The organism is Armatimonadota bacterium (genome assembly GCA_016223145.1).
Classification (GTDB): domain Bacteria; phylum Armatimonadota; class Fimbriimonadia; order Fimbriimonadales; family Fimbriimonadaceae; genus Nitrosymbiomonas.
The window spans coordinates 401,727-416,455 of the sequence record JACRPN010000008.1; the positions used below are offsets into that span (position 1 = coordinate 401,727).

At 61.9% G+C, this 14,729-nt stretch carries 16 protein-coding genes; 9 read left to right on the forward strand and 7 right to left on the reverse strand.

The features are described 5' to 3' along the window. The first annotated feature begins 27 nt into the window (after window positions 1-27). A complete protein-coding gene (locus HZC36_07030) occupies window positions 28-516 on the forward strand; it encodes an NADH-quinone oxidoreductase subunit I (protein MBI5706729.1) in 489 nt (162 codons plus the stop codon). Between the two features lie 178 nt (window positions 517-694). On the opposite strand, the gene HZC36_07035 is transcribed toward HZC36_07030, so the two are convergent. Beyond that, window positions 695-2,005 carry a phospholipid carrier-dependent glycosyltransferase gene (locus HZC36_07035; GenBank protein ID MBI5706730.1) on the reverse strand — a complete coding sequence of 437 codons (1,311 nt, stop codon included), beginning with the start codon at window positions 2,003-2,005 and terminating at the stop codon, window positions 695-697. A gap of 44 nt (window positions 2,006-2,049) precedes the next feature. Between HZC36_07035 and HZC36_07040 the strand changes: the two genes are divergently transcribed. Together HZC36_07040 and HZC36_07045 are read left to right on the forward strand one after the other, a co-directional pair. Further along, on the forward strand, window positions 2,050-2,874 hold the full coding sequence (locus HZC36_07040) for a 6-carboxytetrahydropterin synthase (GenBank protein ID MBI5706731.1): 825 nt from the start codon (window positions 2,050-2,052) through the stop codon (window positions 2,872-2,874). A 322-nt stretch (window positions 2,875-3,196) separates the two neighbouring features. After that, on the forward strand, window positions 3,197-3,664 hold the full coding sequence (locus HZC36_07045; GenBank protein ID MBI5706732.1) for an HNH endonuclease: 468 nt from the start codon (window positions 3,197-3,199) through the stop codon (window positions 3,662-3,664). Window positions 3,665-3,727: 63 nt separating this feature from the next. Here the strand turns inward: HZC36_07045 and HZC36_07050 are convergent, their stop codons facing one another. The 3 genes from HZC36_07050 to HZC36_07060 all read right to left on the reverse strand — a co-directional run bounded on the left by HZC36_07050 (window position 3,728) and on the right by HZC36_07060 (window position 6,926). Continuing rightward, on the reverse strand, window positions 3,728-4,303 hold the full coding sequence (locus HZC36_07050) for a cysteine dioxygenase family protein (protein ID MBI5706733.1): 576 nt from the start codon (window positions 4,301-4,303) through the stop codon (window positions 3,728-3,730). Window positions 4,304-4,740: 437 nt separating this feature from the next. Further along, on the reverse strand, window positions 4,741-4,998 hold the full coding sequence (locus tag HZC36_07055) for a zinc ribbon domain-containing protein (protein ID MBI5706734.1): 258 nt from the start codon (window positions 4,996-4,998) through the stop codon (window positions 4,741-4,743). Window positions 4,999-5,057: 59 nt separating this feature from the next. Beyond that, on the reverse strand, window positions 5,058-6,926 hold the full coding sequence (locus HZC36_07060; GenBank protein ID MBI5706735.1) for a M3 family oligoendopeptidase: 1,869 nt from the start codon (window positions 6,924-6,926) through the stop codon (window positions 5,058-5,060). 69 nt (window positions 6,927-6,995) lie between these two features. On the opposite strand from HZC36_07060, the gene HZC36_07065 reads away from it, so the two are divergent. From HZC36_07065 to HZC36_07080, 4 genes are read left to right on the forward strand one after another with little or no spacing between them, the layout of a single operon-like run. Continuing rightward, the gene (locus HZC36_07065; GenBank protein MBI5706736.1) at window positions 6,996-7,298 is read left to right on the forward strand and encodes a hypothetical protein; all 303 of its coding nucleotides are present in this window, start codon (window positions 6,996-6,998) and stop codon (window positions 7,296-7,298) included. A gap of 43 nt (window positions 7,299-7,341) precedes the next feature. Then, window positions 7,342-7,557, forward strand: a complete 216-nt coding sequence (locus HZC36_07070) for a hypothetical protein (GenBank protein MBI5706737.1) — start codon at window positions 7,342-7,344, stop codon at window positions 7,555-7,557. Between the two features lie 3 nt (window positions 7,558-7,560). Further along, window positions 7,561-7,959, forward strand: coding sequence for a PIN domain-containing protein (locus tag HZC36_07075; protein ID MBI5706738.1), 399 nt, complete (start codon window positions 7,561-7,563; stop codon window positions 7,957-7,959). 37 nt (window positions 7,960-7,996) lie between these two features. After that, window positions 7,997-9,241 (forward strand): aminotransferase class V-fold PLP-dependent enzyme, encoded by a 1,245-nt coding sequence (locus HZC36_07080; GenBank protein MBI5706739.1) that lies wholly within the window; start codon window positions 7,997-7,999, stop codon window positions 9,239-9,241. On the opposite strand, the gene HZC36_07085 is transcribed toward HZC36_07080, so the two are convergent. Continuing rightward, a complete protein-coding gene (locus HZC36_07085; protein MBI5706740.1) occupies window positions 9,238-10,407 on the reverse strand; it encodes a class I SAM-dependent rRNA methyltransferase in 1,170 nt (389 codons plus the stop codon). The genes HZC36_07080 and HZC36_07085 overlap by 4 nt on opposite strands. Window positions 10,408-10,514: 107 nt before the next feature. On the opposite strand from HZC36_07085, the gene HZC36_07090 reads away from it, so the two are divergent. Further along, entirely contained in the window at window positions 10,515-11,615 is a 1,101-nt protein-coding gene (locus HZC36_07090; GenBank protein MBI5706741.1) for a glycosyltransferase family 2 protein, read from the forward strand. 16 nt (window positions 11,616-11,631) lie between these two features. Further along, on the forward strand, window positions 11,632-13,308 hold the full coding sequence (gene recJ, locus HZC36_07095; GenBank protein MBI5706742.1) for a single-stranded-DNA-specific exonuclease RecJ: 1,677 nt from the start codon (window positions 11,632-11,634) through the stop codon (window positions 13,306-13,308). A 214-nt stretch (window positions 13,309-13,522) separates the two neighbouring features. Here recJ and HZC36_07100 read toward each other — a convergent pair whose 3' ends face one another. After that, window positions 13,523-14,497 (reverse strand): PDZ domain-containing protein, encoded by a 975-nt coding sequence (locus HZC36_07100; protein ID MBI5706743.1) that lies wholly within the window; start codon window positions 14,495-14,497, stop codon window positions 13,523-13,525. After that, window positions 14,478-14,729 (reverse strand): hypothetical protein (locus HZC36_07105; protein ID MBI5706744.1); only part of this gene is annotated, 252 nt, incomplete at its 5' end. The genes HZC36_07105 and HZC36_07100, both read right to left, overlap by 20 nt.

The window sequence follows — 14,729 nt, forward strand, 5'->3', positions numbered from 1 at the left end:
CTCATTTCTCCTTTCCCAGGAGGCGCCATGTCTGTAGGCATTTGGAAGGACATCGTGATGCCCATCGTTAAGGGCATGAAGATCACTGGCAAGCGCCTACGCCACGAAAAGGTAACCATCGGCTACCCAGAGGAAAAGCGCGATCTGCCCGAGCGCACCCGCTGGCGCCACTTCCTGACCAAGCATGAGGACGGCCTTGAGAAGTGCATTGGCTGCTCGCTGTGCGCGGGCGCCTGTCCTGCCAAGTGCATCAACGTGGTGGCTGCCGAAAACACCGACGCAGCGCGGTTTTCTCCGGGTGAGCGCTATGCGGTCCGATACGAAATCAATATGCTCCGGTGCATCTTCTGCGGCTATTGCCAGGAGGCCTGCCCGACGGGGGCGATCGTGCTCCGACAGGATTTTGAGCTTGCCGACTACAAGGTAGAGGACTTTATCTACAACAAAGAGCGCCTGCTTGAAGCGTATCCCGGGCAATCGGACGAGTGCTTTAAGAAAGAAGCGAAGGTGGGTTGAAGAAAACCCTGATCGTCTATGTTTGACCGGGTGTCGCTTTGCGCCCTTTCAGAGCTTGGGAGGATTTGGTACTAGACGGAATCCAGGGCGAAGCCCTTCGCTTTATCCTTTCGGCCCGTTGGGCCTGGCAGGGCTCGATGCGGCCATCACCTCGCTAGCTCCTTTCCGCCCGTTCGGCCTACTGAAGGGTCCTCGCAGCCTCCACCCTTGCCGCAAAGGCCGTTGGCAGAATGCCGAGGGCAAAGACGTTGGCGATCGCAAGGCCGGCAATCAGCACCATCGGCAGCCTCTTATGAACCCTCTGAAGCCCCAGGACGATCCAAATGGCAAGGATCCCAATGGCAGGGAAGAGATACCGCGCTTGGGGCTGAACCTGCCATAGGTTATAGGACACATAGCCAGCAAGCAGCAAGGCGGAGTAGAGGAGCCACACCAGCCAAGTGGGCCTGTCGAGGTGCCTCAAGCTAGAAAAGACCCCCGCCACGAGCCCGACGACGAGCAAGAGAAACAGCGGCACATAGACTTCGTAGGGAAGGTGGATGTCCATGTATCCGAACTCGCCGACCGAGGACTGGAGCGTGCCGGCACTGAGGACGTAGACCCAGTGCCCAAACGGGCGCAGACCCGAGAAGACCGCCTGAGGATCGACCTGCCGTTCGAATGTCGCGTGGAACGCCTTGAGCCCCAGGAGGTCGCCGTAGAGGGTCTGGTTGCGAAGGAGCCAGGGCAACGCGACAAGCGAGCCCAGCGCGGGGGCAACACCGGCAATCGCGAGGCGTTTGGGCCATTTCGAGGATTCGCTTGCGGCTGGCTTCACCGAGAGCAAAGCGAGGAAGACCACAGGAAAGAGAAGCAGTCCCGACGACTTGGTGAGAAGCGCGAGGCCGAGGAGCGCTCCGAGCCCGAGCAATCGAGGAGTCGTTAGTTGAACTCGCCACCGCGCCGTCAGAGCCAAGATCCAAGTCGCCAGGCAGATCGAGAGCGGGTCATTGCTGAGCGCGCCATCGAGCGCGCAGAGCATCGGTAGGAGTGCGACAAGCGCCGCCGCAAGGAGCGCTGTCGAATTGGACCCCAGAGTCCAGAGCGCAAGCCAGAACACGCCGAAAACCGTCAGTGCCCCGAAGAGGGCATTCAGCGAGCGCATCTTCAGCCCGGAGCTGGGGTCCATGGGGTCGCTGACTCCAAGCATGCGACCCCACACTGCATCCAGCGCATAGAAGAGCGGCGGCTGGTGGCTCTCGTAATTCGGTACGTCCGCCTGATATCCGGGCCGCAGCACTGGCAGCCCCCTTCCCTGGGAAAGGTGCCTCACGAAGGCTGCATGGGCATATTCGTCCGGCGCGCCGATGTCCGGTAGTCGCTGCCCATTGGTGACTCCAGGCGTACAGTAAGGGGTGATCGCGGCGTAGATCAGAGCGAGCACGGCATGGAGCATCGCGAGCGCCAACGCAACGCGCTTTGCCTTCGATGCCGTCAGTTCCCCGCCCATTTCAGGCAAGTTTAGCCCTGTGCGGGTACCTTGGGTCCACTCATATGCGCGTTCGTTTGGTCAGGAAGGTCGGGTTTTCATCGGGGCACCGCTATTGGTTGCGGGGCCTCGACGAGCAGGGCAACAGGTCCCTGTTCGGCAGGTGGGCTTCGCCCCACAACCACGGCCACAACTACGTGCTCGAGGCCGGATTTGAGGGCCAGGTGGACCCAACGACGGGCATGGTGGTGAACATCAAGACCCTCGACGCCATGCTCGATGACTGCATCGTCGCCAAGTTCGATCAGAAGAGCATCAACGACGAAGTCCCATCGTTTGCGAACCGGCCGCCGACGCTGGAGCACCTGTTGCTCCACTTTCGGGACGTAATCCTTGCCGAGTTGAATGACGGAGTCCATTTGGTTCAACTGCGCCTTGTGGAGACTCCCGAACTCTGGGGGGAGTGGAGCAATCAAGATGGAAGTGAAACGATGACCTTGACCCGGACCTACGAATTCGCGGCCTCGCACCGCCTGTATGCCGAAGGCCTTTCTGCCGAGCGAAACCTGGAGCTCTATGGAAAGTGCGCCAACCCCAGCGGGCACGGCCACAACTACAAACTGGAGGTGACGGTCAGCGGCGACTTGGACGAGCGGACCGGCATGATGGTGGACCTCATGGCGCTGGACGCGGCCGTGAACGAGCGGGTGGTCGAGCGCTACGACCATCACCACTTGAACTCAGACCTTCCGGAATTCCAGGGCAAGATCACCACCTCCGAGGTCGTCGCGGCGGAGATTTGGAGGGCGCTCGACGGCCAGATTCCTGCCAAGTTGGAGCGAGTTCGGCTCTTTGAAACCGATCGGAGTTGGTTTGAGATCACTTCTTAGCGTAAACTGAACGGAACGCCTCGTGCTTTTTCGGTTCGAGGCACGTCCATAGAGTCGATGGGCTTGTTTGAGCCCACCGAATCTGCTTCGCCATGACGAAACGAGCGCCGTCAAGATATCTGTGCCATCCGCCCACGTGGGCGGACACGATCATACGCGCCAATGGGACCGCCCCCGGGGCAGCCCGCGCGCGTATGCGTGCGGGCTGTTTCGCTTTAGGGGCGAAGGATAATGGTAGGGAAGTGAGCGCGTGACGAGTTTGGAGGTCTTGCTGTTGAACCATAACTATGAGCCGCTGAATGTGTGCAACATTCGGCGCGCCATGGCGTTGATGCTGCTCGGCAAGGCAGAAGTCGTGCACCCGCGCGAAGTTCCCGTTCAAACGACGCGCGGCGGAGTTAGGGCGCCCAGCGTGCTGAAGATGCGCTACCCGGTGAAGCGGCCGATGCCTGAGCTTCGGCTCTCGCGGCATTCGGTGCTGGCGCGCGACAACTACACATGCCAGTATTGCGGCGTTCGGCACAAGGACCTGACGATCGACCACGTCGTGCCTCGATGGGCTGGCGGGCCGCACACCTGGGACAACCTGGTGGCATGCTGCCGCAAGTGCAACCTGAAAAAGGGCGACAAGACGCCTTCTCAGGCTCATATGCCGCTGCACAAGCGGCCCAAGCGGCCGCACTTCGTGCCATATCTTTCGCTTCCGGTCTACCTGCGGGCGCGAACGAACGAGGATTGGCAGATGTACTTGCCGGTGTTCGAGGAGTTCGGCGAAACGATCCGGGCGTAGGGCGGCGTTGAGCAACCCCTGGTGCGCGGGCCCCCCGCACGTGTGGCATTGGGCTCAGGTGGGTCAATCCGTGTAGCAGAGCTCGCGGCGCTCCATCCTGAAGCCGCCATCGACCGGGTGGAAGGTATGGCACCAGGTCAGCTCGCCGGCGTAGACGTGAATGGTGACTGCGGCGCCGTTCTCCGTTGCGTTCTCGATGCTGTGGTACTCGAACGGCGGAATCAGCGCTCCAGCTTCGCCAACGCCGGCATAGATCGTGCCTTGCTGGTCAAAGGTGAGCACGGGCGCCTCAATGTCCGTTGTTAGGTCGTACTGCACGACCTTGATGCGGCCCTGATAGACGATCTCACAGCACCACTTGCCGGCGTGGTCATGCAGGGGTGTGCCCTGGCCTTCGCCCCACACCATCGCGAGCACCGTGTAGGCGCCGTCGGGGTCCTTGTGAACCAGCCGGCGGGCGTAGCGGCCGGGGACAGGCTCCAAGAAGTGAGGATCCAGAAACGACTCGCCAGTGGCGACGATGTGCTCGAGCACCTCTTTAACGCGCAGGCAGCAGCCGGTCTCGCCGGAGCCCTTGACGGCTTGGTCGAGCATGCGGATCATCTCTTCGAGTTTGGAAGGGGTTGGCGCTATGGACATGAGGTCACCTGAGTACGACGCGCCGAGATTTCCTTTCGTCGCGCAATGTGGACTTTATTGTAGGCGATGGTGAACCCCGGATGGTAAGAAACACGGCGAGTGGATTACCGGTTCTCCGTGGCGAGGCTGAAGGCTATTGACAGAATGAGTTGGCATCCTTTAGTTGGCATCTGTAGCCACAGGCTTTAGCCTGCGGCTACGGGATGTGCCCGTGAATGTCGTCCCAATATGTCAATAGCCATAAGCCTGGCTTGCCAGGGTGCCGCGTAAACTCGGCGCTCCACCCTATTCCATCGTTGCGTGTTGGGCAGCTTGCCCCCTTCCAAGGGATGTCTGCGAGATCTGGCGAACCGAGCCAGGGGGGTACGCGGCATGCGATAGTGGCCGTGTCCGCTGGTCCTTGTCTGCCGAGCTTTCTCCTTTGAGCAGGCCGCCAATCACCCGTCCGACTTGCACGCGCAGGAGTCGCTGCCGCAACCGCCTGAATCAGCTTTCGGCAGACTCTCTTTCGCCTTGGGCGCGTAATCGTTGATGTGGAATCCGGGGCCGTTGAACATCACCGCGACGGGCTGGATCAACCGCTTGAGGCTCCCCTTGGCGCCGCAATTGCAGTCTTTGAGCGGGTCCTCCGAGATCCGCTGCTCCACTTCAAACACGTCGTCGCACGACTTGCACTGGTACACGTAGGTCGGCATAGCTATGGGGAACTATTGTGGCACAGCCCCTCTCGCCATGCAACCCAAGAACCCCTCACTCATCCGTCCACCAAGGCTTCGAATCGCTCGATGTCCACTTCAATGACCTTGAGGCTGGACCGCCAGAAGTCCTTCGACCGCGTGTCGATGTCAAACCGCTTCGCGAGCGTGGCCGCGTCTGCCAAACCGGTCGAAGAGAGCAGATCGTCGTAGCCCTCCTTGAACGCCTCTGGCGCCTCTTGATAACGGGCAAACAGTCCAAGACCGAACAAGAGGCCGAACATGTAAGGGAAGTTGTAGAAGGAGCGGCCCGAGTAGTAGTGCGGCTTGACCGCCCACATGTAGGGGTGCAGCGCAGCCTCGTCGAGGCCATCCCCATAGGTTTGGCGCTGGGCGTCCACCATGATCTCGCAAAGCTCACGCGCCGAGAGTTCTCGGGCTCGCCGCTTCTCGAAAACTTCGCTCTCGAAAAGGTAGCGGCTCGTGATGTCCACGACCACCTGGCAAGAGCCTTGAAGCGACGCCTCCAGGATCGTCAGTTTCTCGGCGTCCGGCACACGCTCCTGGCCCGCGGTCCGAATGATCGTCTCGCAGAAGATGCTGGCGGTCTCGGCCAGGGTCATCGGCGTCGCGCGCTGAAGGTAGGTTCTGTTTGCCAAGCAGACGTTGTGATAGGCATGGCCAAGCTCGTGGGCGAGCGTGCTCACGGAGCCAAACGCAGTCTTGTAGTTCATGAAGACGCGGCTGACATCGCCTTTCAGCCCCATGCAGTACGCGCCGTCGTGCTTGCCGTTTCGTGGTTCAGCATCGATCCAGCGCTCGTCGTAGTTGCGCTGGGCAAAGTCGGCGAGCTTGTCCGAATAGGTCCGGAACTGCTCGACGACAAACGCCATGCCCTCATCAAAGCTCCAGTTACGGCCCGCGGAAGGTCTGAGGTCCGAGGTCTGAGGTCCGAGGAACGATTCGGACGGCAGCGGGGCAAAGATGTCGTAGAAGGAGCACTGGGAGAGCCCGAGCGCTTTGGCCTTGGCTTTCAGATAGCGCCGGAAAGCCGGGAAAGACTCTTGGGCAGCTCCGAGCATCGCATCCAGCGTCTCTCGGTCGATCTGCGCCACGAACAGCGTCTCGTCGAGGGGCGAGTCCCATCCGCGTTTGCGGGCGATCAGATTCACCTCTCCCTTGATGCTGTTGATGCTGGCGGCGCAGGGGATTTCGGCAGCCTTCCAGGCGGCAAGCTCGGCCTCGAAAGCGGCCTTCCGGACCGCGCGATCCGGGTCATAGGCAAGGTTGCGCACCTGGCTCATCGAGAGTCTGGCCGGTCTGAGGTCCGAGGTCTGAGGTCCGAGGTCGGGAGGCCACTGAACTGCAACCTCGAGCTGTGAGGTCCAGTCGCCGTGCAGCTTCGACCAGGCGCTGATGCCTGTGGGGCGCAGGTCGGCGGCGAGCGCCTCTTCCTCGGGGGACATCAGTTTGGTCGCGAGGAAAGCGCCCTTTTCGAGCGCATAGCGATGGGCCTCAATCGTGGGCGAAGCGGCGCAAAGGTCGGCGATCGGCAACCGGCCGAACCACGCCGTCAGCCGCGTCCCAAGCTTGGCGAGCTTCGGTTGTCGGGACTTGAACTCGCTATCTCGGGCTTGGGCCAATTCGTCGCGGGTGTCGGTGGTCACAAACGCCGCGATGTAGGCGCCGATCAGGCGGACCTCTTCCATCAGGGCGTTGTAAGCGTGAATGGCCGCTTCGACCTGCGCTTTCAGTTCAGGGCTCATCGGAAGGGGCGTTCCCGCTCCGACTCCGGCCGTATCGAAAAGCGCCTCGAGCTCTGCCGTGCCTAGATCGACTTGGGCGAGGGCGGTCTCAAACTCCTTTGAGTCGAGTCCTGGGAAGAAGGGGGTCATGTCCCAGCGTGGCAGCGCGGTCGTGGTCGGCATGACGGAGTTCTACCTTGGATCGCTTTGCAGGGGTTCCAGTAGCGTAGAATCGAATTGGGATAAAGAGCTGTGAAAGACGCTGAAGCTCAGTTGGGTTCGTCAGTTGGCCGCACTTACGGCCACAAGCTCAAGTGCCTGGCTATCTACACCTCAATTTGGACTCTGGCCCTGCTTGGCGTTGTAGTGGTCTATCGGCTTTTTGGCGGGACGATCCCATTTAGGTCGTACTTTTGGAAGCTGGCCATCACAAGCATCCTGCCAGCTTTCGTCCTCGGGGTCCGCGGCGGGTACATTGGCCTTGCCGAGCACTTTGTCAAAGACCTTGACCGAGCCCTATTTGTACAGGTTCGCGAGCGTTACAGGAAACACTGAGTAGCGATGGCAGCTCCAACCTGCTGTACAATCACACTTGAACATGCACCACCAGATCTTTGAAGGGACTTGGGAAGAAGTCGCCAAAAAGGCCTCGCGCCTCAAGGCGAACACGCACGTCCGTCTGGAGGTGGTTAAAGGTCAGAAGAAGAGCGTGAAGCTCACGTTTGGGATGTTTGGCAAGGAGCTAGGCGTCATCACCGATGAAGACTACGCCGCGGCAGAGTGGCGTGGCCCTAAGCCTGAGGGCGAGCAATAGACATTGGCCGCCTTTGTGCTTGACACAAATGCTCTCATGGGGTGGCTCTGTGGCGACCCAAAGGTTGGAGCTCGTACGCGGGCCGCATTTGATGACAGCGATTCCACAATGATTCTACCGGCGATCGCCTTGGCAGAGGCACTATGGATCCTCGAGTTTCGCGACAAGGATCTTTCTCGCGAGGCTTTCATTGCGGCTATTGAGGGTGACGCCAGAATTCAGGTGGCTCCCCTCACAAAGGAAGTCGTGGAGGTTGCCGCAACACTCGGCCCCGCGCTGGAAATGCATGATCGCCTGATTGTCGCAACGGCGATTGTTGCGCGGTCTATTGGGATTTGCGCAGTCCTCTTGACCCGAGATAGGGCCATTCGTGAGGCGAATATCTCTGAGACCGACTGGTAATCCTGACGACTTTGCGCCAGGACGGTAACCTCACGTGATGGCCCCGGTCACCGCTTCCCTCGTCGCCGAGCAAGACCGCTTGCGTACCCGATTTCCGTCCCTTTCAGGAGACCAGATCTTCCTAGAGAATGCCGGCGGATCTCAAGTCCCCAAGAGCGTGCCGGACAGGATGCATCAGTTCATGCTGGAGGCCTACGTTCAGACGGGTGCCGGCTATCCCGCGTCCGCTCTGGCCACCGAGACCTTTTCCAAGGCGCATGCCTTCGCCAACACTCTCATGAACGGCGACGGCATCGGCTCGACCGTGATTCAGCCATCGTGCAGCCAGGCCGTCAAGCATCTGGCAGAGTCGTGGTCCTACCTGCTGAATAAGGGCAACGAGATCGTGGTGGCGCAGAACGGCCACGAGGCCAATATCGGCGCCTGGCTCAAGCTTGATCGGTTTGGGGTGAAGACCGTCTGGTGGGAAGTCGATCGGGACTTCGGCGATCTCACGCTCGATGGGCTGAGCAAGGTGCTCACCGATCGCACCAGGCTCGTTGTTTTCCCACACACTTCCAACTTGCTCGGTTACGCCATCGACGTGGCGGAAGCCACGCGGATCGCCCATGACGCCGGCGCCAAGGTGGTCGTGGACGGCGTGGCGTTTGCCCCACACCACGCACCCGACGTGAAAGCTTGGGGCTGCGACTGGTACGTGTTCTCTTGGTACAAGGTCTTCGGCCCCCACGTGGCGGCGATGTTTGGCAGGCACGAGGCATGGGAGGGGTTGACCGGACCGAACCACGTGTTCATCCCCAAAGTGGCGATGCCCTACAAGCAGACCCTCGGCTGCCCGAGCTACGAGGCGATGGCGGGGCTGTTGGGTACCCAGGAGTATCTGAGGTTCGCTGCCGGCGCCCCTAAGACCGAAGGGCCGATGTCCCGCACCGAAGCCGAGTCCGCATCGGGGCTCTTTCAAGCCTGCGAGCGAGCTCCATTGGCGAGACTCCTCGACTTCCTGAACTCAAAGTCCACCGTGAGGATTGTCGGCCAGCCCGCGATCAGCGCTCACCGGGTGGGCATTGTGAGCTTCGTTACATCGAAGTCGACACCAAAACTGGTCGCGGCCGTCACCGACTCCGCCGGCATCGGGATCAAGACCGGGCACATGTATTCGTTCCGGCTTTGTGAAGCCCTGGGAATCGACACCGAGCAGGGGGTGATCCGGGTCTCCCTGGCGCACTACAACACGGTCGAAGAGATCGAGCGGCTGATCCAAATTCTCGACCCGATCGTCTAGCCGCACTTCCTCAGCCAAAGGCACTTCAGGTAGAGGCTCTCGGGGAACTGGAGGAGATAGGGGTGGTCTGGCGGCTGGACGCTGACGTCCTCGACGATCAGCTTGCAGCCGCGATCGTTGGCCGCGAGCCTGGCGGTCTCGCCAAGCTCGGTGAGGCCCATTTGGTAAGAGCAGGAGCAGACCAGCAGGCGTCCTCCGGGCTTCAGGGCGGGCAAGGCGTTGAACACGAGCTTCCACACCGCCCACTTCAGAGAATCGCGCTTATCTCGGGCCTTGGCGATGGCGGGAGGGTCGAGGAGGATCCAGTCCCAAGCCCCTGGCTCTGCGGACTCCAGGTACTCAAAGGCGTTGGCGGTTTCGATGGTCCCTTCCAGACCGTTGAGCTTGAGGTTTCTGCGGGCCAGGTCGGCGGTCTCAGGCAGAATGTCCACACCCAGCACCTGTGCACCGGCTCGCGAGGCCACCGCGCTGAATGCTCCCGTGTAGCAGAAAAGGTCGAGCACCTTCTGGTTGGGCCGCACCCGCTCGCCGAGCTTGCGCCGGTTGTCGCGCTGGTCGATGTAGAAGCCTGTCTTGAGGCCACCTTTGATCGGCACTAAGAATCGAAGCCCTGCCTCCTCGATTTCTACAATATCGGGAGTCTCGCCCCAGAGCGGCCCGGTTTTGGGCTCCAGAGACTCCTCTTTGCGGCCCGCCATCTCGCTGCGTTCATAAATGCTCTCGGCTTGGAGTACCTCCTGAAGGACCGGGAGCCAGACGGGCTTCAGCAGTTCCATCGCAAGCGTTCGAATCTGCACGGCCAGGTGGTTCGCATAGCAATCCACGATCAGGCCCGGGACCCCGTCGGCCTCGGCGAACAGGGCGCGAAAGGCGTTGGTTCGCCAACCCTCCGGATCGCGCAGGGCCAACGCTTCGCGTAACTTGCGCTCGAAGAAAACTCCGTCGATGGGCACGTCGTCTCGGCTCAGGAGCCGAGCGGTGAAGCGGCTGCTTTTGTCATAGGTGGCAATCCCCAAGAGCTCGCCGGCCGCACTCTCCAGTTTCACCAAGGCGCCCGATGTCGGGTCGCCGGTGACGCCGGATACCTCCTCGCGCTGGACCCATGGGTAGAAACTCCTGATCTTCTTCTCGCGGCCGGGCTTGAGCCGAACGGCGCCGTGGATCAAAGCGGGATCAGAGTGCGTGGAATTGGACAATGGGGACCTCGCGGATGCCGGTAACAAAGGGAGCCTTTCGGCCGAGGCCGGTCTTCGCCTGAGCATAATACCGCTCAATGGGCGAGCGCGAGGCGGTTGCGGGAAGGGTCTCGGTGGTGGTGCCGGTCTACAACCGGCTGAACCTTCTGGGCCAGACCCTTGAGTCGGTGCAGCGGCAGAGCTGCGACGACCTGGAGATCCTCGTCGTGGACGACTCTTCCCAAGAGGACGCCGAGGGCTATGTGCGGGGCTTCGCCGCTCAAGACAGGCGGGTGACCTATTTGCTCCATTCGCCGAACGGCGGCATCGCGGCGGCGAAGCGGTACGGGGCGAGCCATGCCACCGGGGAGTTCCTGCAGTTCCTGGATTCGGACGACCTGATGCATCGTGACAAGGTCGCCGTACAGGTTGCCGCGCTTCGGGCCGACCCGACTCTGGACATCACGGTGTGTCAGACCTCCATCTTTACGTTGAAGCCCGGAGACGGCCCCAAGCTCTGGAACACTTTCACAGGTGAGTCTCCGATTGACAAGATGTGCCAGGGTGAGATTCCGTGGCAAGACGGCGCCCCGGTCTATCGCGCGGCATCCTACTGGCGCTTTGGCGGGCATCAGGCGCACCTGAGACGTGCCGAGGACCGGGAGCTGGCGATGCGGTTGCTCACTTTGGGTTGCCGGTACAGGCTGATGCCTCACCTGCTGCTCTTCTACAGGCTCTCGGGCATCAACCAGGAGAGCGCCGCGCGGTGGGGCGACCCCGTGGTTTCGATGGCCGATTTGTACCTGATGGGGCTCGAGAACCTGGAGCGGAACGGCGAATTGACCGACTCGAGGCGTGCCGCGATTGCTGCTTGCCTCTTTCGCCTGGCTTCAAGGCTATGGAAAGCGGGAAAGACGGAGGATGCGGCCAAGGTGCTGGAAGAGGTCGGCCGATGCGGCATTCCTAGCCAGGACTCAGCGGGCTGCCTCGATCTTGCGGCGGCTTTGCGTTCCGGTGGGCAGGTGGGGGAGGCCTCTTTCGAGATGCTGAAGGCGCGAGGCTACGATGCTTCTGGCCGGCGGGCATGGTGGAACGCACACCGCGTGTTTGAAGAACCCCTGGAACCGCCACCCAAGCAACGACGGTATGGGTCCGCTCCCCCAGCCTCGCCGGGAGCAGGACAAGGCGGCTTGCAGTAACATCAAGAGCCAGCCGATGATTTCCCCGATCCAGCGTTCTTGGACCCTGTTGCCACGCGACCCCGAAGCCGAGCAAGCGCTTTCCGGCGCGCTCGGGATACGGCCGTTGATGGCTGCCCTGCTGGTTCAGAGGGGCTATGCCGATCCGGAATCCGCGGAAGAGTTTCTCAATCCCAAGCTCTCCCAACTGCATGACCCCAAGCTCCTGCCAGATTTTGAACCTGCGGTGAAGGAGATTCTGGGGGCGAGGGAGCGGGGCGACCTCATCTTTATCCACGGCGACTATGACGTGGACGGCGTGACCAGCGCCGCGCTGCTCAGCCGGTTCCTCTCCAAGATCGACTGCAAGGTCCACACCCACGTGCCGCACCGCGAAAGGGAAGGCTACGGGATCAATGAGCAGATGGTCGAGGAGGCCGTCAAGCTCGGCGCAAAGCTTTTCCTCACCTGCGACTGCGGGATTTCTGCAATTGATCAGGTCAAGCGTGCCAAGGAAGCTGGGATGCGCGTGGTGGTGACCGACCACCACACCATCGGCGAGCAGTTGCCGGCGGCGGAGGCCGTGGTCAACCCGCACCGGTCGGACTCAAAGTACCCCTTTGCCGAACTCAGCGGGGCCGGAGTGGTCTTCAAGCTCTGCGCGGGGATCGCCGAGGAGCTGGGTTTGCCGCTGGCCAACTACTACCGCGCCTACCTGGACCTTGCGGCGCTCGGAACAGTGGCCGACATCATGCCGCTGCGCGGCGAAAACCGGATCATCGCCAAATTCGGCCTGGAGCATCTCCGGGACTCCAAGAAGGCGGGTCTGCGCGCCCTGATGCGGGAGTCGCGGCTGGAGGAACGCGCGGCAAAAGGCTTGAAGGCTTGGGACATCTCGTTTGTGCTGGGACCGCGGTTGAACGCTGCCGGCCGCGTGGACGACGCCAAGCTGGCGCTGGAACTCCTCATGGCGACCGACGAGCAGCAGGCTGCGCCGCTTGCCAGGCGGATCGAAGAGCTCAACACCCAGCGCAAAACCGAGCAGGAACAAATCGTCAAGGAGGCGATTGAGCAGGTCTTGCTGACTGGCCAGGCCGAGAATCCTGTGATCTTCGTCTGGAATGAGAAGTGGCACGGCGGGCTCGTCGGGATCGTGGCCGGCAAGCTCGTCGAGACCTTCCATCGTCCCGCATTTGTGGCGACGGTCGACGCAGAGTCAGGCAAGCTAAGGGGTTCCGCGCGGAGCATCGAGGGCTTCCATTTGGCCGACGCTGTGAGGGCCCATGCCGAAATCATGACCGGCGGGGGCCACGCGATGGCGGCGGGCTTCGGCGCCCAGAAGGAGCTCTCCGAGACCGTCCATGGCGCGCTGAAGGCTTATGGGGAATCCCAGCTCACGCCAGAAATGCTGGTCAAGAGGCACTTTGCGGACATCGAGATGTCGCCAGAGCAGATCGACTTCCTTTCGGTCGAGGAATTGGAGCGCATGGAGCCTTTTGGCGAGGCCAACCGCGAGCCTGTGGTTTGGCTGAGGAAGGTGCCTGTTGTGGAGGTGAAGCAGACCAAGAACCCGGCCCATCCGCAGCTTGTGGTCAAGGTCGGGGGCGGGGTGGCGAAGGCGCCCGCGTTCAATCTTGGCGAGCGTTTTGAGGGTCTGAGGGGCGGCTTTGAGGCGGAGCAGCTAAGGGTGAAGGATTTTGAGGTGATGGGGTAGGGACGGAGGGACCAGGGGGCCAAGGGACGAGAGGGACAAAGGGACTGAGGGACGTAGGAACCGCATGCCACCTCGCCCCTTTGGGGAGAGGCGGTGAACGAAGTGAACCGGGTGAGGGGGCGGGGGAGCGCGAAGGGCGATGCGGGATGCGTAATAGGGGGGAGGAGAATTGTGGGATGGCGCCCTGTAGCCGCAGGCCCTAGGCTGCGCAGCATCAGGATCCAGAAGCGCCGACGGTTGCCGACAGCGTCACAGGCAGGCCTGTGCGCAGCAATTTGAGCGTCATTGGCGATCCAACCTGTTGGTCCAGCATGATTCGCGCAAAGTCGATCTGGTTTCCCACCCTTTGGCCGCCCATTTCGATGAGCACGTCGTCCACACGCAGCCCGGCCCGTTGAGCGGGCGTGTTTGGAAGCACCGAACGGACCTGCGCGCCGCCGACGGGCGAATCCGAACACAGGATCCCGAGGCTCGGATACTGGACCCGGTGCCCCGACGAGCGGAAGCCCTCGATCACGCGCTGAAGGACGCGCGGGCTGGCGGCATAGGCCACGGCGAGCGAGCCAGGACCCACTGTCTTCGAGCCTGCAAACCCCTGAGCGAAGCCCGCCGAGGGGGAAAGCCCCGCATCGGAAGCCAGGTTGGCGTTGAGGATGCCGGCGAGGCTGCCGTCGAGCGTGATGAGGGGAGCGCCGGCGATCGGCTGGCTCTGGAACTCAAACCGGACCTCGGTGAGGGGCAGCAGTCGGCGCTGCTCGGAGAAGATGCCGGCCTTGGTGTCGGAACTCAGCTCCGAGCGGATGGGGTTGCCGCCGATGATCGCAAGCATGCGGCTCGGCACCTTGGCCGTTGCGGGCAGAGCTGAAATCGGCTTGAAATCTCCGGCCTGGTTTGGTGCGGCGACATAGAGCGCAAGACCTGTAATCGCGTCCGTCGAACGGAGCGTGACGGTGAAGCCCCCGCCGCCAGACCGGGTTGCCGTCATCGCGCTGGGCGAAGCCGCCGAAAGCTGGGTCAAGAAATAGCCGCGCGCATCGATGCAGACCCCGATGGCAGGGGCTGTCGCCGGCGCGGAGAGCGCCACGATCGAGGGCCGCGCCTTCTGCCAGGCCAAAGTCTCTTCTCGCGTCAGGGTTTGAGGTCCCGACAGCGCCGCGAGCGCCAGAGCGCTAACCGCCGACAAGTACATTGTTCGAGGTGCTGACCTCCATGGCACGGTTGGCTCCTGTCGCGGCGTCTTTGTCGCTGCGGATCAGGATCAGGGGCTGGGTATCCGGGGTGAAGGGCTCCGTCATGACCGCGTTCATCGCCACGGCGTTTTCGATGTCTGACGAGATGGCTTCCGCTCCCAGAACCACCGGCTCGCGCTTTGCATTCGAGCGATCAGAATTGGCGAGGCCGTTTCGGCCGTCGCTGCGTTT